Below are 18,251 nucleotides of genomic sequence, written 5' to 3' on the forward strand. Positions count from 1 at the left end.
GATCTCCTCGTCCAGCAAGCGGCGGAGCTCGCACCGGTGCTGGCTCGCTTCGCCCTTGCGCCGCGGCGCAGGCGAACCGTTGCGTTCCGTACCGCCCAGGTCGCGCCGTGGCACGCGCCGTCGAGCACCTTCCGTTCCCGCGGGGGGAGCCTCATGACAGGCGAGTCGCCGCGCGGTGCGCCCGCGTCGCCGGCGAGCACGAGCACGCGCGATGGAGGCAGCATGAAAACGAACCGGACTCGCCTGGGGATCTCTGCGCTCTTTGCCATGGCTTCATTCGGGCTCGCGATCGCGGGCTTCACCGACACGACGGAACGCACGGAGGACGAGAGAGACGTGGACTGGAGGGCCTGCCAGCAGCTGCATGCCCGCGCCTCCGGCCAGGTGGAGCGTGTCCGGGCCGCTTACCGGGCATGCGCTTCCGACAACGATTGCGTCATGGTCGATACGAGCACCGAGTGCGGCGGCACCTGTGGTGAGGTGGTCAACCGGGCGGGCGTCCACCAGATGAGGCGCCTCATCGTCCACCTCGACGCGACCGTATGTCGCGAGCATCGGAGGATGGGCTGCCCCTACGGCACGCCTGCGTGCCTCGCGTCCAGGCCCGTCTGCGCCGCCGGTGCGTGCACGTTCGCCCCTCTGTAGGGGACGTCGCGCGACCCGGCGTCATCGCGCCGGCGCGGGCCGCCCCGGCGCGCTCAGACCTCCAGCGCGCTCTCGACGATGCGATGCACGAGGCCGTACTCCTGGGCCTCGCGCGCCGTCATCCACAGGTTGCGCTCGGTCTCCTGCGCGATCTTGGCGGGCGCCTGCCCCGTCGCCGCCGCGAAGATGCGGTTGAGCCGCTCGCGCGCGGCCAGGATCTGGGCCGCCTCGATCTCGATGTCCGACGCGGGGCCGCGCACGCCGCCGAGCGGCTGGTGCAGGAGGAAGCGCGTGTTCGGGAGCGCGAACCGGTTCTCCCGCCGCGCGGCGACGAAGATCAGCGCGCCCGCGCTGGCGACCCAGCCGGTGCCGATCACCTTGACCTCGGGCCGGATGAAGCGAATCACGTCGTGGATCGTGTCCCCCGACTCCACGTGCCCGCCCGGGGAGTGGATCAGGATCCGGATGGGCTTTTCGCCGTCATCGCTCGCGAGGGCGAGGAGCTGCGCGGTGGTCGCCTGCGCCAGCTCGCTGGTGATCTCCCCGAAGATCAGGACGGTCCGGCTCCTCAGCAGGCTGCTCTGGATCTTGTCGGGCAGCGCGCGGGGGAGCGCTTCTTCGTTCGGCGTGGAATCCGGCGTGGAATCGAGGCGCGTCATGGCCCCGAGCTTCCGGCGGCCCTCGCCCGCGCGCCATGACCGCGAGGCGCGGAGTCATGCTCGCGCGTCTCGATCCGCGAACGAGCGCTGGACGAGCGGCCTCGGCGGGGGCAACCATGGGGCATGGCGGACGAGACGGAGGGGCGGCTTCCCCGCGGCGTGGTGGTCTCCCGGCATCTCGGCCACCCAGGCGCGCCCTGGCGCGCGGGCGCGGGTGATCCGCCGAGCCTCCACGTCGTCGTGCAGGGCGCCTTTCGCCTCTCGCAGGACGGCGTGTGCGCGCTGGAGCTCGACGCCGGCGACGTCGTGCTCCTCGGGTTCGGCCCGCGCGGCGCGGGGCCCCGCGAGCAGAGCCTCCGCTGCGTCGCGCCGCCGCCCGGGCGCGCTCCCGCCGAGGCGGAGCTGATCTCGGCGACCTACGCCGCCGCGCCCGGCGGGGGGCTCGCCGCGCTCGCGCCGGTGGTCCACCTGCCTGCGGGCGAGGTGCGGCGCGCGCCGGGGCTCTCTGCGGTCGTGGGCCTGCTGCGCGCCGCGCTCGCGGAGGCTTCCCCGGGGCAGGCCCAGCTGGCGCGCTCGCTGCTCGAGCCGCTGCTCGCCTACGCGCTGCACTGCCACGAGCATGCGCGCGAGGGGCGCGCGTCGCGCGCGCTCGACCGGCGAGGGGCGCGCGCCTTCGACCGTCGGGTCGCGCGCGTGCTCCGGCTCATGCAGGAGAAGCCGGCCGAGCGCTGGAGCGTCGAGGCGCTCGCGAAGGCGGCGGGCCTGTCCCGCGCCGCGCTGGCGCGGCGGTTCCTCGCCGAGCTGGGGGTCCCGCCGCTCCGCTACCTCGCCGAGCTCCGCATGCAGCGGGCGGCCGAGCTGCTCGCCGAGGGCGACGGCTCGCTGGCCGCCGTGGCGGCCGAGGTCGGGTACGACTCGGAGTTCGCGTTCAGCCGCGCGTTCAAGCGGCACACGGGCGAGGCGCCGGGCGCGTTCCGCAGGCGCAGCCGCTCCGAGGGCGCCGCGTTCCGCCTGCCGCCGGTCCGCGCCGCGGCGTGAGCGTTTCGCCTGGACGGAGCGGGAGCCCGCGGGCTGTGCAGGGAAGGCCGCCTTACTTACGCCGCTGAACCGTCCCGCCAGGGATCGCTGAGCCGGCGGCACGAATCCACGCGGCGGCGGAGCGCGGAGCGCGCTGGCTGCGACCCGCGAGCCGGGGGCCTGCGGCAGCCGCGCGTCCGGGGGCCGTGAGGGGACCTGCGAGCGCAACCCCACCGGGGATACCCCTCTTCGGACGGGGCGCCTCGGGCCTGCGGCGGCGCGGCCGCCGGGGAGCGAGCGATGCGCGAGACGACACGTGATGTCAGCCGCGGCGGGCGGCGCGCATAAGCCTCTCTCGACGACGGCGAGGCGCTCGCGGCGCGCAGCGCATCCGGGCGCTCGCTGGTCCGTGCGATTCAACTCGACCTGGAACGAAGGAGCCTATTCGATGAAACGAAGACTCTCATCGCTCGTCCTGCGCCACTCCGCTGTCTCCATCGCCGTGGTCTCCGCCGCCATAGCCGGCTGCGGGACGAGCGAGCCGGGCGACGAAGCGGCCGCGAACGAGGAGCTGATCGCGTCGACCCACGACGCGCTCCAGCTGGTCGGCACCCCCTGGCCCGGCGGCTGGATGCCGGTGTGTTATCGCATCGACGATCCGGTATCCAGCGCCGAGCGGCAGCGGCGCTTCGAGTACTTCGCCCGGGCCCGCGACGCTGTCGACAACTCGTGGCAGCGCGCGGCAGACATCAAGCTCGAAGACTGGGGCCCCTGCGGCTCGAACACGAACGGCTATCTCATCGTCCACCTCACCGCGGGAGGCGGCAGCCACAGCGGGTTCGGCTATCCGGGGCCCAGCGGCGCGCAGCACATGACGCTCGACACCACCGACGGCCGCGTCGAGGTCGTCGCCATGCACGAGTTCGGGCACGCGCTCGGGTTCTCGCACGAGTTCGACCGCGACGACTGGACGGGGCAATGCATGAAATGCACGTCCAATGCCCAGTGCGCGAGCGGAGACGGCAAGGTCTGCCTGCCGAGCGGCTACTGCGGCGTGGCCCACCCGGGGGCCAGCGACGCGACGCCGGTGGCCGACACCGACTCGATCATGGCGGCCACTTACTGCAGCAACCTGGCCGACACGAATCGCACGCTGTCTCCCTGGGACGTCATCGGCGCACAGAACGTCTATGGGCGCAAGCACGGCGGCTCGATCGTGGGGCTCGGAGGCCGCTGTCTGAACATCGATGGTGGCACGACCGAGTGGGGCAAGGACATCGTCGCGTGGCAGTGCATGGACGCCCCCAACGACACCTGGTCGAAGCTGTCGCACTCGTCCGGCGGGCACCACCTCCGGGCGACCATCGGCGGAGAGATGCTCGCCATGAACGTCGGCGGCGGCGTGGTCTCACCGACGTCCGGAACGCCGCTCATCTCGTGGGGCTTGATCGACGGCGCGCCCAACGAGCTGTTCTCGTTCGAAGGCATGCGCCTGCGGGCCATGGGCAACATGTGCGTCGTCGCCACCGGCACGACGGCCGGCTCGATGCTCGAGGTGCGCGGCTGCGGCGAGGTGCCGTCGGCGCGCGAGCGCTGGACGGCGACGGCGGCGAGCAGGCTTCAGCTGACGGGCACCGATCTGTGCGTCGACGTGCCGCCCGGCACCCCGCCCCTCGGCACGCGGCCGACGCTGAAGCCGTGCATCAACACGGCATCTTACCAGACGTTGAGCTTCCTCGCCGGCGAGATCAAGGCGACGTTCGCCGTCGACCGCTGCCTCAACGTCTCCGGTGGCATGCCGGTGCCGGGCTCCCCCATCATCTTGTGGGACGGTTGCGGCCGAGGCCTCTACAACGAGTACTTCTACCTGAACGGTCCTATCAAGTCGCTCGGGCAGTGCGTCGATATCTTCGGCGGCGCTTCGTATCCCGGCGCGCAGGTCGGCGTGTACGCGTGCCGGCCGGACGCGGCCAACCAGGAGTGGGACTTCCACTGGCGCTGACGGGCGACGCTCCGCGGAGGCGTCCGCCGCGCCCGGGCTCGGCGGCGAGCCGCTCAACATGGCCATCGAGGTGCGGCAGGTGATGAGCGGGAGCGAGCTCCCCAGAGAGCTCCTGTGAGCTCCCCTCGCTCGCCGCGCTGATCGGGCGGCTCCGCCGCTTCAGCGCGCGAGGGCGATCACCTGCTCGAGCTCCCAGTGATCGGCGGCGTGAGCTCCGTAGTGCACATCGAGGAGCGCGCCGTCGGGGCCGACGAGGAAGTCGGCGGGCAGCCCATCCTTGCCCCCTTCTCCGTGGAACGGGTTGGACCGCGCGCTCACCATGCCGCGGATCGCCGACCACGCGACCTTCGGATGCGCCGCCGCCAGCGCGGAGCGCTCGACGCCGAATTGCCGGTACCAGCGGCGCTCCGGATCGGGGACGACGGGGAACGGCAGATCGGCGTGATAGGGCCGCATCGTCTCCGCGGAGGAGTGAAAGAACGCGACGGTCTGCACCGCCGCGGCCGCGAGCTGCTCGCGCCCCCGGGCGAACGAGCGGAGGTGGAGGTTGCACACCGGGCAGCCGGCGAACCGGCGGAACTGGAGGTGGAGGAGGCCCCCCGACGGGATCCGGAGCGGCCCGTGACACAGCGTCTCGACGGTCGACGGGGCGAGGAGGTCTCCGGGGCGCAGGCGATGAGAGCGAACGTTTTCGGCCATGGACTCGACTCTAGCGGGCCGGCGTCATGGTGCTCATCGATGCTTTTCATCTCGATCATGGTAATACTCGATGGGATGTTCGACGGGCTCGACCCCAGCCATCTGCACGCGCTGCACGTTCTCCTGGAGGAGCGCCACGTGACCCGGGCCGCCCAGCGCATGGGCCTCACGCAGTCGTCGATGAGCCACCGGCTCCGGCGGCTGCGCGAGGCGCTCTCCGACCCGCTGCTGGTGCGCGGCGACGAAGGGCTGGTGCCCACGCCGCGCGCCGAGGCGATCGCCGGGCCGCTCGCGGCGGCCCTGCGGGCGCTGGACGCCGCCGTCGCGCCGCCGTCGTCCTTCGACCCGGCCACGAGCCGCCACACGCTGGCGCTGGCGATGCCGGACCTGCTCATCCCGCTCGTGCCGGGGCTGCTCGCCGACCTCGCCGCCGACGCACCCGGTGTCGACCTGCGGGTCTCCAGCGTCACGCCCGACCTCGGGCGGGCGCTCGCGGCGGGTGATCCACCGCTCGCGCTCGCCCCGGCGGGGTTCGTCGGCGACAGCGCCATCGCCCGCCCGCTCGGCGAGTTGCGCTTCGGCGTGGCGGCCCGGCGCGGACACCCGGCGCTCGACCGCCCGCTCACGGTCGCGCGCTGGCTGGCGCACGCCCACGTGGTCGTGCGGATCGGCAACGAGCGTCCGAACGTCATCAGCGACGAGCTCGCGGGGCGCGGGCTGGTCCGCCGGGTGGGCGTCGAGGTGCCGTCGTTCCTCGCCGGCCTGATGATCGTCGCCAGCTCGGATCTCCTGATGAACGCGCCGATGCCCCTCGTGCAGGCGGTGGCCGGGGTCCTGGGGCTCGTCGTCCGCGAGGCGCCGATCGCCCTGCCGCCGGTCCCCTTCGCGCTGCTGTGGCACGAGCGGTTCCAGGCCGATCCCGCGCACCGCTGGGCACGCGAGCGGGTCGCCGCGGCGATGCGCCGTCGCCTCGGGCTCGACGACGCGGCGGGGCGCGAGGTTCACTCCTCGTCGTAGAGCTTGGCGACGGCCGTCAGGTTCTCGTCGCGGAGTCCGCCCGCGAGGCCGCGTTCGAACACCGCGCTCGCGCCCCGGCTCACCGGCAGGTCGCCGCCTACTCGCTCCGCTGCCTCGAGCGCGTACCGCAGGTCCTTGGCGGCGAGCGCCACCGGGAACATGGGCTCGAATCGACGAGCCAGCATCCCCGTCGCGGCGCCGCTGGCGGCGGGGCTCAGGACCGGGAGCCCCTCCAGCGCTTGCATCAGCGCCGCCGTGTCGAGCCGCGCTCGCGCCGCGAACCCGAGGACTTCGGCGAGCGCCGCGACCTGGACGCCGAACAAGGTGTTCACGATGAGCTTCGCGTACGCTCCCGCGGGCGAGGCGCCGACGTGCTTCACCGCGCCGCCCATGCGACCGAGGATCGGACGGAGCGGCTCCAGCACCGCCGCGTCTCCGCCGGCGAGGAAGGTCAGGTTGCCCCTCTCGGCGTGTGGGCGCGAGCCGACGACGGGCGCGTCGATGAACTCGAGCCCAGCGTCCCTCGCGCGCCCGGCGAGCGTCGACACCCAGCCTGGACTCAGCGTGCTGCACTCGACGATGACCGCTCCGCTGCGCATCCCGCGCAGCGCGCCGACATCGTCGTCGAGCCACACGGAGCGCGACGCTTCGTCGTCCGTGACCATCGCGAAGACGGCATCGGCGTCTCTGGCGGCATCGGCCGGCGTTCGCGCGGCGAACGCGCCCAGCGACGGCGCCCACGACGGTACTCCCGAGCGGCTCCAGACCTTGAGCTCGATGTCGTCGTTCACGAGGCAGGAGGCCATCCGCCCGCCCATCGCACCGAGGCCGAGGAACGCCACCCTCATGCGCTTGCCCATCGGGTCCTCCAGCTCGTCAACAGTAGTCGCCACGGATTGCCTCCTGGTGGGTCGCAGTCATCGTCGGGACAGGAATGACTCATTCCAGGAGGGGACGAAATGTCGCATTTCTGCTAGGACTTATTCCGAAAGGGGCAGGATGGATCGACTTGAAGCGCTGCGGTTGTTCTCGCGCCTCGCCGAGCGAGGCAGCTTTTCGGCCGCCGCCCGGGACCTCAAGATCAAGCAGTCGACCGCGAGCAAGTGGATCGCCGAGCTCGAGGCGCAGTTCGGCGCGAGCCTCGTCGAGCGCACGACGCGCTCGGTTCGCGTCACGGAGGCCGGTCAGCGTCTGATGGCCCGCGCCCGGGAGCTGCTCGCGGCGTTCGACGAGCTGAGCGGCGAGTTCAACGAGGGCGACCGGGAGCCGCGCGGCCGTGTCCGCGTGAGCCTCCCCGTCGTCTTTGGTCGGCTCTTCATCGTCCCTCTGGTCGGCGACTTCCTGAGACGCCACCCCGCGGTGAGCGCAGAGCTCGTGATGACCGACAGGTACGTGAGCCTCGTCGACGAGGGGTTCGACGTGGCGATTCGCGTCGGCGTCCCCGCTGACACGAGCGCCCGCGGGCGGAAGCTCGCCGACAGCGGTCGCGTGCTCGTCGCCGCGCCGTCGTACCTCAGGGCGCGCGGCCGCCCGAACGCCCCGAGCGACCTGCGGACCCACGAGTGCCTCGTTCACGGCGAGGCGAACGCGTCGACCGTTTGGCGCTTCGGGAGGGAGCCTGGCAAAGGCGTCCCGGTCCCGGTCCGTGGTCGCTTCGCCGCCAACAACAGCGAGGCGGTGGCGCTCATGGCGCGACAGGGCCTCGGGGTGGCGCTGCTCGCCGACTGGCTCGTGCGCGACGATATCAAGCGCGGCCGACTCGTCCCGCTGCTCGAGGGCTTCGTGACGCCGCCGGCTCCCGTCTTTGCGCTGAGCCCCCCTGGACGGTTCTCCTCGACGACGGTCCGCGCGCTGACCGAGCACCTCGCCGCAGGGCTCGCCGCGCGACTGGAGCGAAAGACGGGTTGAACCAGGAGACGGCGCCCAGGGCCTCCATCTTCCTTCTTGGCGGCGATGGCCAACCCCGACAAGCTGCGGTGGCTCAACGCCAGCCGCGATCGTTGAGCGGGTAGGAAGTCCAAGCGCCCGATGGGACGCTCATCCCGAAAGGAACAGTCTCGATGAAAACGGATCGCGAAGGCCAGAGGATCGCTGCTTCTAACGAGGCGCCCCGCGGCGCGCGCTTCATCCACGCCGCGGGGGCGGCGCTCCTTGCGGTGCATGCGCTGGTGGGTTGCTCGAACGAGCTCGACGCCCCTGCCGGCCATGGCGGCAGCGGCGCTGGCGGAGGGAGCGGTGGCGAGGGCGGCAGCGGCGAGGGCGGCAGCGGCGAGGGCGGCAGCGGCGAGGGCGGCAGCGGCGAGGGCGGCAGCGGCGAGGGCGGCAGCGGCGAGGGCGGCAGCGGCAAGGGAGGCGAGGGCGGCGGTGCTGGCGGAGAGGGAGGCGAGGGCGAGGGCGGCGGTGCTGGCGGCGAGGGTGGCAGCGGCGAGGGCGGCGGCGGCGCTGGCGGTGAGGGCAGCGGCGCTGGCGGCGAGGGCGGCGGCGTCACGGTGTCGGCCGAGTTCTTCGACGACTTCAGCTACAGCGGCATCGCCGACGACGGTCTCAAGAGCCGGTGGTGGGTACGGACGACCGACGGAGCGCCCGGGGTCGACGGCGCACAATGGCTCTCGTCCAATGTGTCGTTCATCGACGATCCCGATCTCGCCTCGAACAGGCTGCTGCGGCTCGAAGCGACCTCGCGTGGATCGGGAGCGAGCACCTCGCACGCGGAGATCCAGTCCAACGACGACAGGTTCCGCTTCGGGACCTACTCCGCCAGGGTGAGATTCCGCAACACGCCCCTGACCGGGACCCGGCACCTCGGCGACAAGCTGGTCGAGACGTTCTTCACGATCAGTCCATGGATCAACGACCCCGAGGTCGATCCCAACTACTCGGAGCAGGATTTCGAGTACATGCCCAACGGCGGGTGGGGGCAGGGCGATACCAGCACGCTGTGGCTGACCTCGTGGGAGACGGCCACGCTCGAGAATACGCAGTCGAACCAGGTCGCGGGGGACCAGTCGGGCTGGAAGAAGCTCCTCCTCCAGATCGACGCGTCCGGTATCCATTACTACATCGACGGCGCGCGGCTCTGCACGCACGACGCAACCTACGTCCCCGAGACGGACCAGCACCTCGACTTCAACCTATGGTTCGACGAGCTCGCCGCCGGACAGACCGGCCCGCGGACGTACGCCGAGGACGTCGACTGGGTCTACTTCGCGAAGGACGTCCTCCTGTCGCAGGCCGAGGTGGACGCGCAGGTGGCCGGTTTCCGCGCATCATCGCTCGCCCTCGTGGACACCCTGCCCTAGCACCCGCGATCGCTGACATGCTCGCCAGCTCCTGACCTCGCGATGGCCTTCCGAGGAGCGAGCGCCTGTCGGCTACAGGCTGCTTCGTGTGACGTCCTGAGCCGGAGGGACGCTCAGCCCTTCCCGCTCGTCGTCCCAGGCAACCGCGCTGATCTTCCAGCCGGCGGGCGTCTTGACCAGCTGGATGGACTTCGTGCCCCTCGCCTCGAAGCGCTGCCCCGAGAGCAGCCCGGACTTGCGATACATACAGAAGCGCTGCGCGATGTTCCCGAAGAGGTCCGTCCTCCCCCAGAGCTCCTCCTCGGAGAAATCGACCAGCTCCCCGCTCGTCAAGAGCTTCTCCCTGGGCTCGATGAACGAGCGCAGGTCGTAGATCGTCGGTGGTTCTCCGCAGGTCTTGATGATCACGCCCTCCGCGAGGAAGAGCGCGCGCAGCGCGTCGAGGTCCGGTCGGACTCCACCCTTGTTGCCAAAGGCCTGAAAGAACGCGTGTACGACGGCGTCGATGGCGCGCTCGTCCTCGCTGCGGGTCATGGCAGGCCGGCCTCCATCAAGGGGTCCTCAGAGATCACCTACGAACGCCCGACGATCGCAAAAATTCGGCGCGCCGCCGTGCGCGGCGAGTCGCGCGTGCTGCGAGGAAACGAGCGCGCCTCCCGTCCATCTCCAGCCCCAGCGTATACCAGACATGGGGGCTTGCCGGAAGCCCCCAGGCATGCCGCACCATGCTGCACCATGAAGATGCCGAAGCACGCCGTGGTGATCGCGGGTGGAGGTCCGACGGGGCTCATGTTGGCGGCCGAGCTAGCGCTGGCGCGGATCGACGTCGCCGTCGTCGAGCGGCGCGAGAACCAGGACCTCGCCGGCTCGCGCGCGGGCGGTCTGCACGCACGCACGATCGAGGTCTTCGATCAGCGTGGCGTCGCGGAGCGCTTTCTCTCACAGGGGCAGGCGATGCAGGTCGCTGGCTTCTCGTTCATCCCTCTCGACATCAGCGACTTCCCCGTTCGCCACAACCACGGGCTCGCGCTCCGCCAGAACCGGATCGAGCGCATCCTGGCCGACTGGGTCTCCGAGCTGCCGGTGAAGTTCTATCGCGGGCGTGACGTGACGGGGTTCGCGCAGGACGATACGGGCGTCGACGTCGAGCTGTCTGACGGCGCGACGCTACGAGCGAAGTATCTCGTCGGGTGCGACGGCGGTCGCAGCCTGGTCCGCAAGAGGGCGGGCATCGACTTCGCCGGATGGGACGCGTCGACGAGCTACCTGATCGCGGAGGTGGACATGGTGGACGAGCCCGCGTGGGGCGTCCGCCGCGGCGAAAAGGGCGTCAACGCGCTGGGTAAGCTGGAGGACGGAAAGCGTGTCGGCGTCGTGCTCGTGGAGCCGCACGTCGGCAAAGCTGACAAGCCGACGCTCCAGGACCTGCGCGATGCGCTCGTCGCGGTCTACGGCACCGACTTCGGTGTTCGCAACCCGACCTGGCTATCCCGATTCAGCGACATGGCTCGGCAAGCGGCGTCCTACCGTGACCGGCGTGTCCTCCTGGCGGGCGACGCGGCGCACGTGCACGCGCCGGCAGGTGGACAGGGACTCAACATCGGCGTCCAGGACGCCGTGAACCTGGGATGGAAGCTCGCCCAGGTGGTGAGCGGCACGTCGCCCGACAGCCTGCTCGATACCTATCACGCCGAGCGGCACCCCATCGCTGCCCGCGTGCTGCGCCTGACCATGGCACAAACAGCGCTCGGTCGCGGCGACGATCGAACGGAGGCCCTGCGCGAGACCGTGACCGAGCTGCTCGAGATGGACGAGCCTCGCAAGCGCTACGCCGCGATGATGTCCGGCCTCGACATTCGCTACGACCTCGGTGAAGGACACCCGCTGCTCGGACGTCGCATGCCCGATCTCGACCTGGTCACCGAGAGCGGACCGCTGCGAGTATTCACGCTGCTGCACGAGGCAAGACCGGTCTTGCTCAACCTCGGCGAGCCGGGGGCCTTCGACATCACTCCCTGGGCCGCTCGTGTTCGCCTGCTTGAAGCTCGCCCAGCTGGTGTGTGGGAGCTCCCGGTGCTCGGCGCGGTACCTGCGCCGACTGCTGTCTTGATTCGACCCGACGGACACGTCGCGTGGGTGGGAGAAGGGACGGACCACGGCCTTCGCGACGCCCTCACCACCTGGTTCGGCCCGCCCACCCAGCGGAGCGCCACGGCGTAGAATGCCCCGGCAGCGAAGCGCACGAATGCGCTCGACGTCGACAGTGAGCGGTATCACGAATCCCACGACGAGGAGCACATCGAGTGCCCAGCTTGCAAGGGGCGTCGGAGCCGGTCAGGGGCGGGCTCGCTGCGGCCCCTGGAAGCACACCACCCTGTCGGTCGCCACGCCATCGCCGTCCGCCGGGTGGGCGCAGGCGACGAGCTCGTCGTGCCCGCACCCGCTCACCTGGAACACGTCGAGATCGTCGAGCCTCTTCCTCGTCTCCGCGTCCTTCTCGGCGCGGTCTGCGTTCCACTTGGCGAGCCGTCCCGGGTCGTCCTTCACCTCGGCCGGCGGGGCCTCCGGCGATCGGCCGCCGAGCACGACCGTGCCCCACTTGACGTCGGTACGCGCGCGCACCTCGACCCTGTCCTCCGGGCAACTATACCTCTTCGCGAAGTCTTCGCCGGCGCCTGTCTTGAGCCGCTTGCAGCCGGCGCTGGAGAGCATGGCCAAGATAACCAAGGGGTAGATCGAGAGCACCGCTCGCATTGTCCAAGGCTACACGAGCCAGTCTGCAGGCGGCAACTCGATCTACCAGCATGCCGCGCGCATCCTGCGAGAGGGCCGCATCCGGTGCGGAGCTGCGCGGGCACGGCGACGACGCGCATGCGTGGCGCCTCGCGCTCGAGCGCGCGCAAGAGCGGCGGGAGCAGCCACACCTCGATGAGGCGCTCCGCGTCGAGGTGGACGTTGCGGTACTGCACGGGCCCCTGCGAGGGCGGCGGTCCGCCGATCCCGGGCATCGCCGGGGGCGGCGAGAGGAGATCGGGAAGGCTCACCCCCCGGAACATGTCGCCGCCGGAGACCCCGAGCAGCTCGGAGGTGAACCCGCCGTCGCGGAGGTGGGTATCGATTGCGAGCTGGAAGTTCGGGTGATCCGAGGCCGGGAACTCCTCGGCGACAACGGGGAGGGTGCGGGGGTCGGCGCCGAAGTGCCCGCGGAGGCGGCCGAGGAAGAACGGCTCCTGCGCGGCCTGGGCCGCCGCCATCGCGCCCATCAGATCCGTGAGGGAAGGCGTGGGGGGTTGGGGCTTGTCGTTATCCATGGTCTTGTCGCCAGCGTGGGGAGGAGAATTTCACACGAAGGAGTGAACTCAATGTTCCGTTCCTCGAACGCCGCCGTTCCAGAACGCCCCTTGCCCTCGTTCCGGCCATCTTCGCATACTCCGGACGTAATCAAGTACGCTATACGCCCATCGGGCAGGAGCTCGATTCGATCGAGTGCGAAGGCCGGGCGGGAGCAGTACCGCACGAGCCTCTCGCGCGCGGGTCGTCGACCGCCGTGATGGTCTCGTCGCTGCGCTCCTCGGCCGCGCGCTCGTCGAGGTAACCGCGGCGCCGTAGCCAAAGAAGCGCACGCTCGCGCACCCGTCGCGCCACCTCGCTGACATCGTCCTTTGAAGGCGGCGGCGCATCGTGGAAGCGCACGCCCATGGCGGTCTTCTCGAAAACGCCGTCGATCGCCACGACCGGCGACTACGACGGCGTCGGCGAGGTGCTGCCCGCGGGCGAGGAGGGCCGGATGCACGGGCGGCGCGTCGCCGTCGTGATGGGCGAGTTCGCGTTCCTCGCCGGCTCCGCCGCGCCCGAGCTCGTGCTCGGCCCGCGGTACGCCGGGCTCCGCTGGTCGATGTGAATGCCGGCGCGCCGCGCGTGGCGAGCGCCCAGAAGCTCACGCCCGATCGGAGACCGGAGCACGAAACGGTCCCGCTGAAGTTCGCGACGTGGACCTCGCTCCGATTATCCTGCCTTCAGTCGGAGAGGCCGAGCCGGGGAGCTCGATGTCCGGTTGCGCCGGCCAGCGGCCACCTGTTCGACGATCGCAGGGAGAACCACATGATGAGTCCACCGAAGCAGCGCCTCGGGCGCCTGTTGCTGCTCACGATATTCCTCGCCGCCATCGCGGGGGGTGGTCGAGACGCCTGGGCCGAGCCGGCAGCGGCGCACGCGCGGTCCAGCGGCGCGGCGCAGCCGCTGCCCGCGGGCACGCCGGCGCCGACAGCCGCCGTGCCGCAGGCCCGCGGCCCGGCCTTGGCGCCCGTCGCGGACGCGGCGGCGCCGACACCGCCGGCCCGCCCGCTGACCCGGATTAATAGCCCGGGGATGCTGGTTGGGGGGTTCGTGTCGAGCTTCTTCGGCGTTGTCAACACGCTCATCGGGATCGTGTCCATCACGGATGACACCAGCGCTGGCGACCCGGCCGACGACCCCTACGGGACCGAGGAGATCAACAAAACCGTCGGGAAAGGGTTCCTCGTCCTCGGGATCGCCGGCCTCGGGGCCGGCATCCCGCTCGCCGTCGTCGGCGGCCGCCAGGTGCCCATTCCGCCCGAAGAGCGCCGCGTCTCCACCACGCCCGAGATCGTGCTCGGCCCTGGGTACGCCGGGCTCCGCTGGTCGATGTGAGCTCCTGCGCGGCGCGGGGCGCGCTGGCCCGGGCTCACTCCGGATCGACGCGGTACACCGTGCCGCCGAAGTCGGCGACGTAGACTTCGCCGGCGCTGTCCTTGTTCGTGGAAAGCACGCGCATCCGCCCTGAGAGCGCCGGCGGAGCGCACGGCGACGCGGGCGCGGGCGACTGCCAACTCGTTGATTGGTGAGGTGTCGCCCGCCGATGATCGCGAGCGAGCGCCCGGCGGTCGCGGGTCTCGTGCTCCTGTCTCGCCGCGTCCGCCCGCTTGACTGAGGAGCCGCTCACCGCGCCAGCCGCCCACCGCCTTGGCGCCCCGCAGATAGGCTCTCTCGCACGCTCGATCTCCTGTACCCTGCGGGCATGCGACCTTGGGTCCAGAGGCTCGCCTCCGCCCTCGCGCTCTCCTGTTCCAGCGGCGCCTCGCCCGAACACGCTGCTCCACCTACCACCGCTGCTTCCACCCCTGGCACCAGCCCGACCATGATCTCGAGCACACCTACCTTCGTCGATCTCGTTCTGACCCTCCCCACCGGGCTCACCCTCCAGGCCGATACCCGCGAGGAGGTCTCCTCCCTCATCCCGGGGAGCCCCGCCGTGGAGCACTTCCGGAGCTACCAGGACACCTCCGGACAGGGCCTCTATTTCTTTGCCTGGGAAGGTACACCCACGCGCGACCGAGGCCCCATGAAAGCCGTGGAGACGTGGAAGGTCCAGGTGGGCTCCGCCGATGCCACCGTCAGCCGCACCAGCCACTTCTTCGGCCATGAAAAGGAGGTCCTCGTCGCCCACTTCGAGGGTCCTCCTCCCGCGCGCCGCAGGTACATGATCTACACCACCCGCCTCGACCGCGCCGCGTTCGATGCCCTGCTCGCGGCCATCCGTTTCTCCCCCAAGTGACATGCGGAGAGCGGCGCATGACAGCCCTCTAGGCTGAGTCTTCCCGAGCTCCTACCAGAGCGGCACCCAGCGGCGCTCTAGGGGCAGAAGGCCGGAACGCAAACCAGGTCGGCGCCGCTGCCGTCGCATTGCCCCTCGGGGATGTCGCAACGCAGACCTTCCTTGCAGGAGAAGGTGAGGCAGGTGGAGCCCTCGCTCCCGTCGCCCAGGGCCACGCACTCGCCCTCCGAGCAGTACGCGGCCCTGGGGTCGCAGAACTCGACCCCTCCGCAGCTCTCGCCCCCGGCCGCGATCGTGCCGCCTTGGCCCGAGCCCCCTGTTCCGCCCTTCGAGCTCGAACCGCCGCTGCCGCCGTCATTGCCTTGCTCGCCCTCGCCGCAGGCGAAGGCGAGCAGGCAGCACCAGAGGCCCAGGTGCCAGTTTGCAGCCTCATGGGGCCAGCTTCCGAGGTTTTTTGCAGGGTCATGGGGCCACCCCAAACGCAGGAGGATGGGGCCACCCGCGCGGGGGCGTGACCCGGTTTTTTGCAGGGTCATGGGGCCAGCTTCCGAGGTTTTTTGCAGCCTCATGGGGCCAGCTCGGGACGCCGCGGTCGGGATCTGAGACGGGCTCCTTCCGAGGACGGCGCGGGTCGCCGTCGGAAGGAGACCGATGCCCTACCGAGAGCTGATCATGGTTGACATCAAGGAAATGCTCCGCCGTCGTGCGGCGGGGCAGAGCGCGCGTCACGTGGCGCGCGAGACGGGCGTCGATCGCAAGACGGTCGGCAGGTACTTCGAGGCCGCAGCGATGTTGCCACTGTCGCGCGATCGCGAGCCGACGGACGAGGAGATCCACGCGATCGCCCAGCGTGTGCAGGCGCGCCCGGTGCCCGACGCAAGCGAGGAGTGGAAAGAGATCGGCGCGTATCGCGCACGCATCGAGGCCTGGCTCGCCCAACCTCGGCCGTTGAAGCTGACGAAGATCCACCTGCTGCTCAAGCGCGACCACGGCGTCAGCGCGAGCTACGACACACTCCGGCGCTTTGCCATGGAGGAGCTCGCGTGGCGCAAGAAGACGCCGACGGTTCGCGTCGCGGACACCGAGCCTGGCGAGGTCGCGCAGATCGACTTCGGCCTGATGGGTAGGCTGTTCGACCCAGCGACGCAGCGAGCTCGCAATCTGTGGGCGCTCGTGGTGACGCTCGCATACAGCCGCTACCAGTTCGTGTGGCCGTCGTTCGAGCAGACCACTGCGGCGGTATGCGCGGGCCTGGATGCGGCGTGGTGGTTCTTCGGCGCGATGACGCGCGTGATCCTCCCGGACAACATGAAGGCCATCGTGCTGCGCGCCGACGAGCTCGCCCCCGTGCTCGTGCCGGCGTTCCTCGACTACACGCAGACACGCGGGCTGTTCGTGGATCCTGCGCGCGTCAGGTCGCCCAAGGACAAGGCGCGTGTCGAGAACCAGGTCGCGTACGTGCGCGAGAGCTGGTTCGACGGCGAGTCGTTCTCGAGCCTCGACGAGGCGCGCGCGTCCGCTGAGCGGTGGTGCCGTGACGTCGCTGGAGCGCGAGTCCACGGCACGACACGCGAGGTGCCGCGCGAGGTGTTCGAGTCACGCGAGAAGGGCACCATGAAGCCGGCGCCGGCAGCGCCGTTCGACGTGCCGCACTGGACTGACGCGAAGGTGCACCCCGACCATCACGTGCAAGTCCTGCGGTCGCTCTACAGCGTGCCCACGCGCTACGTTGGAAGCACGGTGCGCGTCCGCGCCGACCGCGCGTCGGTCAGGATCTACGCGGGCACGGAGCTCGTGAAGGTGCACGTGCGCGTCGCGCCGGGCAAGCGCTCCACCGATGCGAGCGACTACCCCGTGGGCAAGGACGTCGCCGCGGTGCGCGACGTGGCTTCGCTCATCACGAGCGCGAAGAAGTGCGGCGTGCACGTCGGCATCTACGCCGAGCGGCTGCTCGATGTGCCGCTCCCCTGGACGCGCATGCGGCTGGTCTATGCGCTGCTGCGGCTGTGCAACAAGTTCGGCAGCGGGCGCGTCGAGGCGATCTGCCAGAGCGCGCTCGCGTTCGATGTCGTCGACGTACAGCGCGTGACGCGCATGCTCGAGACGGCGAAGACGCCCGCGTCGCCGCTCGCGGATGAGCGCAAGGTCGTTGCGCTCCCCACGCCGCGGTTCGCGCGCAGCACGGAGCACTTCGCGACACGCACGCTGGCGGCTGCCGCGACGAAGGAGGAGGCGTGATGAGCTTCAGCGAAGTCGACCCCGCGCTCGTCACGGCGCTCAAGCGCCTGCGCCTCGGCCGCATCGCTGCGACGCTGCGTGAGCGGCTGCTGCTGGCCGAGAAGCAGTCAATGGGGCACGAGGAGATGTTGCTCATGCTGCTCACCGACGAGATCGGGCGCCGCGAGGCGAGCGCGACGGAGAGCCGCGTACGCGACGCCGGGCTCGATCCCGGCATGCGCCTGGAACTCTGGGACAAGGCCGCGAAGGTCAGCTTCGACAAGCGTCTGCTCGGTGGGTTCACGAGCCTGCGCTTCCTCGAAGAGCACAAGCACATCGTCATCCTCGGCTCGGTCGGCGTGGGCAAGACCTTCCTCGCGAACGCACTCGGACACCTCGCGTGCCAGCACGGCTACAGCGTGCGCTTCCTGCGCGCCGACGCGATGCTGCGCAGACTGCGCCAGAGCAGGCTCGACAACTCACGCGACGCCGAGATGGTCGCGCTCACGACTGTCGACCTGCTCATCCTCGACGACTTCGCGCTCGAGGTGATGAGCAAGGAAGAGAGCCGCGACGTCTACCAGCTCTTCCTCGAACGCACGGGCCACGCGTCGATGATCGTCACGAGCAATCGCGACACGGCCGAGTGGCTCGCGATGTTCGACGACGTGCTGCTCGCGCAGAGCGCCGTCGATCGGTTCAAGAACGCGGCGTTCGACTTCATCATCGAGGGCGAGTCGTACAGGCCACGGCTCAAGCCGAAGCTCGACGAGAGCAACACGGCCGCGCCGGTGCCCGCGCGCAGCAAGCCGCCCACCCATCCACGCAACAAGCGGCGATGACCGCTGCGGCCCCGGTGAGGACGTCGATCCCGGGGCCGCGCCGCTGCCCCCCCTCGCTCCACTCGGCGCGCCTCGCCCACCGTCGTCAACGTGGCCGCGAGGGGCGCCGGGGGCGGGGTAAACGTTCCTGCTCCTGAGCGTCGCGGCCCCTACGCCGGACCTGCCAGAGGGCCCGGGTGGCCCCATCACCCTGCAAAAAAGAGGGACGTCGCCGGTCGCTTCGCGCCCGGCTCCGGGGACCTCGACACGCTTCGCGGTCTCGGGCATGGTCGAGGCCGA

Annotated in this window: 19 protein-coding genes and 1 pseudogene; 13 read left to right on the top strand and 7 right to left on the bottom strand. The window is 70.7% G+C overall.

Annotation, left to right across the window (positions count from 1 at the left end; genetic code table 11):
• Positions 1–222 precede the first annotated feature (222 nt).
• Complete coding sequence (locus tag WME95_RS12530; RefSeq protein ID WP_437908603.1) at positions 223–645, top strand: hypothetical protein; 423 nt, start codon at positions 223–225, stop codon at positions 643–645.
• Between the two features lie 53 nt (positions 646–698).
• Here WME95_RS12530 and WME95_RS12535 read toward each other — a convergent pair whose 3' ends face one another.
• Positions 699–1,304, bottom strand: coding sequence for an ATP-dependent Clp protease proteolytic subunit (locus tag WME95_RS12535; protein WP_437908604.1), 606 nt, complete (start codon positions 1,302–1,304; stop codon positions 699–701).
• Between the two features lie 123 nt (positions 1,305–1,427).
• Here WME95_RS12535 and WME95_RS12540 point away from each other — a divergent pair, with 123 nt between their 5' ends.
• The 3 genes and pseudogenes from WME95_RS12540 to WME95_RS12550 form a co-directional block, all read left to right on the top strand.
• Positions 1,428–2,342, top strand: coding sequence for a helix-turn-helix domain-containing protein (locus tag WME95_RS12540; protein WP_437908605.1), 915 nt, complete (start codon positions 1,428–1,430; stop codon positions 2,340–2,342).
• Positions 2,343–2,769: 427 nt separating this feature from the next.
• On the top strand, positions 2,770–4,323 hold the full coding sequence (locus WME95_RS12545; RefSeq protein WP_437908606.1) for a M12 family metallopeptidase: 1,554 nt from the start codon (positions 2,770–2,772) through the stop codon (positions 4,321–4,323).
• Between the two features lie 10 nt (positions 4,324–4,333).
• A pseudogene (locus WME95_RS12550) lies at positions 4,334–4,441 on the top strand (YciI family protein); the annotation flags it as partial.
• 41 nt (positions 4,442–4,482) lie between these two features.
• Here WME95_RS12550 and WME95_RS12555 read toward each other — a convergent pair.
• Positions 4,483–5,022, bottom strand: coding sequence for a peroxiredoxin-like family protein (locus WME95_RS12555; protein ID WP_437908607.1), 540 nt, complete (start codon positions 5,020–5,022; stop codon positions 4,483–4,485).
• 39 nt (positions 5,023–5,061) lie between these two features.
• Between WME95_RS12555 and WME95_RS12560 the strand changes: the two genes are divergently transcribed.
• Complete coding sequence (locus WME95_RS12560) at positions 5,062–6,039, top strand: LysR family transcriptional regulator (protein WP_437908608.1); 978 nt, start codon at positions 5,062–5,064, stop codon at positions 6,037–6,039.
• On the opposite strand, the gene WME95_RS12565 is transcribed toward WME95_RS12560, so the two are convergent.
• Complete coding sequence (locus WME95_RS12565; protein ID WP_437908609.1) at positions 6,024–6,932, bottom strand: NAD(P)-dependent oxidoreductase; 909 nt, start codon at positions 6,930–6,932, stop codon at positions 6,024–6,026. The two genes, WME95_RS12560 and WME95_RS12565, sit on opposite strands and share 16 nt — an antisense overlap.
• 106 nt (positions 6,933–7,038) lie before the next feature.
• Here WME95_RS12565 and WME95_RS12570 point away from each other — a divergent pair, with 106 nt between their 5' ends.
• Both WME95_RS12570 and WME95_RS12575 read left to right on the top strand, forming a co-directional pair.
• Positions 7,039–7,947: a LysR family transcriptional regulator gene (locus tag WME95_RS12570; RefSeq protein WP_437908610.1), complete on the top strand. Its 909-nt coding sequence runs from the start codon at positions 7,039–7,041 to the stop codon at positions 7,945–7,947.
• Between the two features lie 152 nt (positions 7,948–8,099).
• Positions 8,100–9,338 carry a glycoside hydrolase family 16 protein gene (locus WME95_RS12575; RefSeq protein ID WP_437908611.1) on the top strand — a complete coding sequence of 413 codons (1,239 nt, stop codon included), beginning with the start codon at positions 8,100–8,102 and terminating at the stop codon, positions 9,336–9,338.
• A 72-nt stretch (positions 9,339–9,410) separates the two neighbouring features.
• Here the strand turns inward: WME95_RS12575 and WME95_RS12580 are convergent, their stop codons facing one another.
• Positions 9,411–9,872 (bottom strand): DUF4440 domain-containing protein, encoded by a 462-nt coding sequence (locus WME95_RS12580; protein WP_437908612.1) that lies wholly within the window; start codon positions 9,870–9,872, stop codon positions 9,411–9,413.
• Positions 9,873–10,079: 207 nt separating this feature from the next.
• Between WME95_RS12580 and WME95_RS12585 the strand changes: the two genes are divergently transcribed.
• Positions 10,080–11,558 (top strand): FAD-dependent monooxygenase, encoded by a 1,479-nt coding sequence (locus WME95_RS12585; RefSeq protein ID WP_437910977.1) that lies wholly within the window; start codon positions 10,080–10,082, stop codon positions 11,556–11,558.
• 114 nt (positions 11,559–11,672) lie between these two features.
• Here the strand turns inward: WME95_RS12585 and WME95_RS12590 are convergent, their stop codons facing one another.
• Together WME95_RS12590 and WME95_RS12595 are read right to left on the bottom strand one after the other, a co-directional pair.
• The gene (locus WME95_RS12590) at positions 11,673–12,050 is read right to left on the bottom strand and encodes a hypothetical protein (RefSeq protein ID WP_437908613.1); all 378 of its coding nucleotides are present in this window, start codon (positions 12,048–12,050) and stop codon (positions 11,673–11,675) included.
• A 738-nt stretch (positions 12,051–12,788) separates the two neighbouring features.
• Positions 12,789–13,037, bottom strand: a complete 249-nt coding sequence (locus tag WME95_RS12595) for a hypothetical protein (protein WP_437908614.1) — start codon at positions 13,035–13,037, stop codon at positions 12,789–12,791.
• Here WME95_RS12595 and WME95_RS12600 point away from each other — a divergent pair.
• The 3 genes from WME95_RS12600 (at position 13,036) to WME95_RS12610 (ending at position 14,913) form a co-directional block, all read left to right on the top strand.
• Positions 13,036–13,239, top strand: coding sequence for a hypothetical protein (locus tag WME95_RS12600; RefSeq protein WP_437908615.1), 204 nt, complete (start codon positions 13,036–13,038; stop codon positions 13,237–13,239). The genes WME95_RS12595 and WME95_RS12600 overlap by 2 nt on opposite strands.
• Before the next feature lie 200 nt (positions 13,240–13,439).
• Positions 13,440–14,009 (top strand): hypothetical protein, encoded by a 570-nt coding sequence (locus tag WME95_RS12605; protein ID WP_437908616.1) that lies wholly within the window; start codon positions 13,440–13,442, stop codon positions 14,007–14,009.
• A gap of 487 nt (positions 14,010–14,496) precedes the next feature.
• Positions 14,497–14,913 carry a hypothetical protein gene (locus WME95_RS12610; RefSeq protein WP_437908617.1) on the top strand — a complete coding sequence of 139 codons (417 nt, stop codon included), beginning with the start codon at positions 14,497–14,499 and terminating at the stop codon, positions 14,911–14,913.
• Positions 14,914–14,990: 77 nt separating this feature from the next.
• On the opposite strand, the gene WME95_RS12615 is transcribed toward WME95_RS12610, so the two are convergent.
• Entirely contained in the window at positions 14,991–15,449 is a 459-nt protein-coding gene (locus WME95_RS12615) for a hypothetical protein (RefSeq protein ID WP_437908618.1), read from the bottom strand.
• 115 nt (positions 15,450–15,564) lie between these two features.
• On the opposite strand from WME95_RS12615, the gene istA reads away from it, so the two are divergent.
• Together istA and WME95_RS12625 are read left to right on the top strand one after the other, a co-directional pair.
• Complete coding sequence (gene istA, locus WME95_RS12620) at positions 15,565–17,151, top strand: IS21 family transposase (RefSeq protein WP_437902024.1); 1,587 nt, start codon at positions 15,565–15,567, stop codon at positions 17,149–17,151.
• A complete protein-coding gene (locus WME95_RS12625; protein ID WP_437902022.1) occupies positions 17,151–17,972 on the top strand; it encodes an ATP-binding protein in 822 nt (273 codons plus the stop codon). Before istA ends, WME95_RS12625 begins: the two co-directional genes overlap by 1 nt.
• Positions 17,973–18,251 lie beyond the last annotated feature (279 nt).

Origin of the sequence: Sorangium sp. So ce327, assembly GCF_051530205.1 — a bacterium.
Classification (GTDB): domain Bacteria; phylum Myxococcota_A; class Polyangia; order Polyangiales; family Polyangiaceae; genus Sorangium; species Sorangium cellulosum_B.

Bases quoted from the DNA above. Each gene is read 5' to 3' on its own strand.
- WME95_RS12530 (WP_437908603.1), top strand. From the start codon at position 223: ATGAAAACGAACCGGACTCGCCTGGGGATCTCTGCGCTCTTTGCCATG.
- WME95_RS12535 (WP_437908604.1), bottom strand. From the start codon at position 1,304: ATGACGCGCCTCGATTCCACGCCGGATTCCACGCCGAACGAAGAAGCG.
- WME95_RS12540 (WP_437908605.1), top strand. From the start codon at position 1,428: ATGGCGGACGAGACGGAGGGGCGGCTTCCCCGCGGCGTGGTGGTCTCC.
- WME95_RS12545 (WP_437908606.1), top strand. From the start codon at position 2,770: ATGAAACGAAGACTCTCATCGCTCGTCCTGCGCCACTCCGCTGTCTCC.
- WME95_RS12555 (WP_437908607.1), bottom strand. From the start codon at position 5,022: ATGGCCGAAAACGTTCGCTCTCATCGCCTGCGCCCCGGAGACCTCCTC.
- WME95_RS12560 (WP_437908608.1), top strand. From the start codon at position 5,062: ATGCTTTTCATCTCGATCATGGTAATACTCGATGGGATGTTCGACGGG.
- WME95_RS12570 (WP_437908610.1), top strand. From the start codon at position 7,039: ATGGATCGACTTGAAGCGCTGCGGTTGTTCTCGCGCCTCGCCGAGCGA.
- WME95_RS12575 (WP_437908611.1), top strand. From the start codon at position 8,100: ATGAAAACGGATCGCGAAGGCCAGAGGATCGCTGCTTCTAACGAGGCG.
- WME95_RS12580 (WP_437908612.1), bottom strand. From the start codon at position 9,872: ATGACCCGCAGCGAGGACGAGCGCGCCATCGACGCCGTCGTACACGCG.
- WME95_RS12585 (WP_437910977.1), top strand. From the start codon at position 10,080: ATGCCGAAGCACGCCGTGGTGATCGCGGGTGGAGGTCCGACGGGGCTC.
- WME95_RS12590 (WP_437908613.1), bottom strand. From the start codon at position 12,050: ATGCTCTCCAGCGCCGGCTGCAAGCGGCTCAAGACAGGCGCCGGCGAA.
- WME95_RS12600 (WP_437908615.1), top strand. From the start codon at position 13,036: ATGGCGGTCTTCTCGAAAACGCCGTCGATCGCCACGACCGGCGACTAC.
- WME95_RS12595 (WP_437908614.1), bottom strand. From the start codon at position 13,037: ATGGGCGTGCGCTTCCACGATGCGCCGCCGCCTTCAAAGGACGATGTC.
- WME95_RS12605 (WP_437908616.1), top strand. From the start codon at position 13,440: ATGATGAGTCCACCGAAGCAGCGCCTCGGGCGCCTGTTGCTGCTCACG.
- WME95_RS12610 (WP_437908617.1), top strand. From the start codon at position 14,497: ATGATCTCGAGCACACCTACCTTCGTCGATCTCGTTCTGACCCTCCCC.
- WME95_RS12615 (WP_437908618.1), bottom strand. From the start codon at position 15,449: ATGACCCTGCAAAAAACCGGGTCACGCCCCCGCGCGGGTGGCCCCATC.
- istA (WP_437902024.1), top strand. From the start codon at position 15,565: ATGCCCTACCGAGAGCTGATCATGGTTGACATCAAGGAAATGCTCCGC.
- WME95_RS12625 (WP_437902022.1), top strand. From the start codon at position 17,151: ATGAGCTTCAGCGAAGTCGACCCCGCGCTCGTCACGGCGCTCAAGCGC.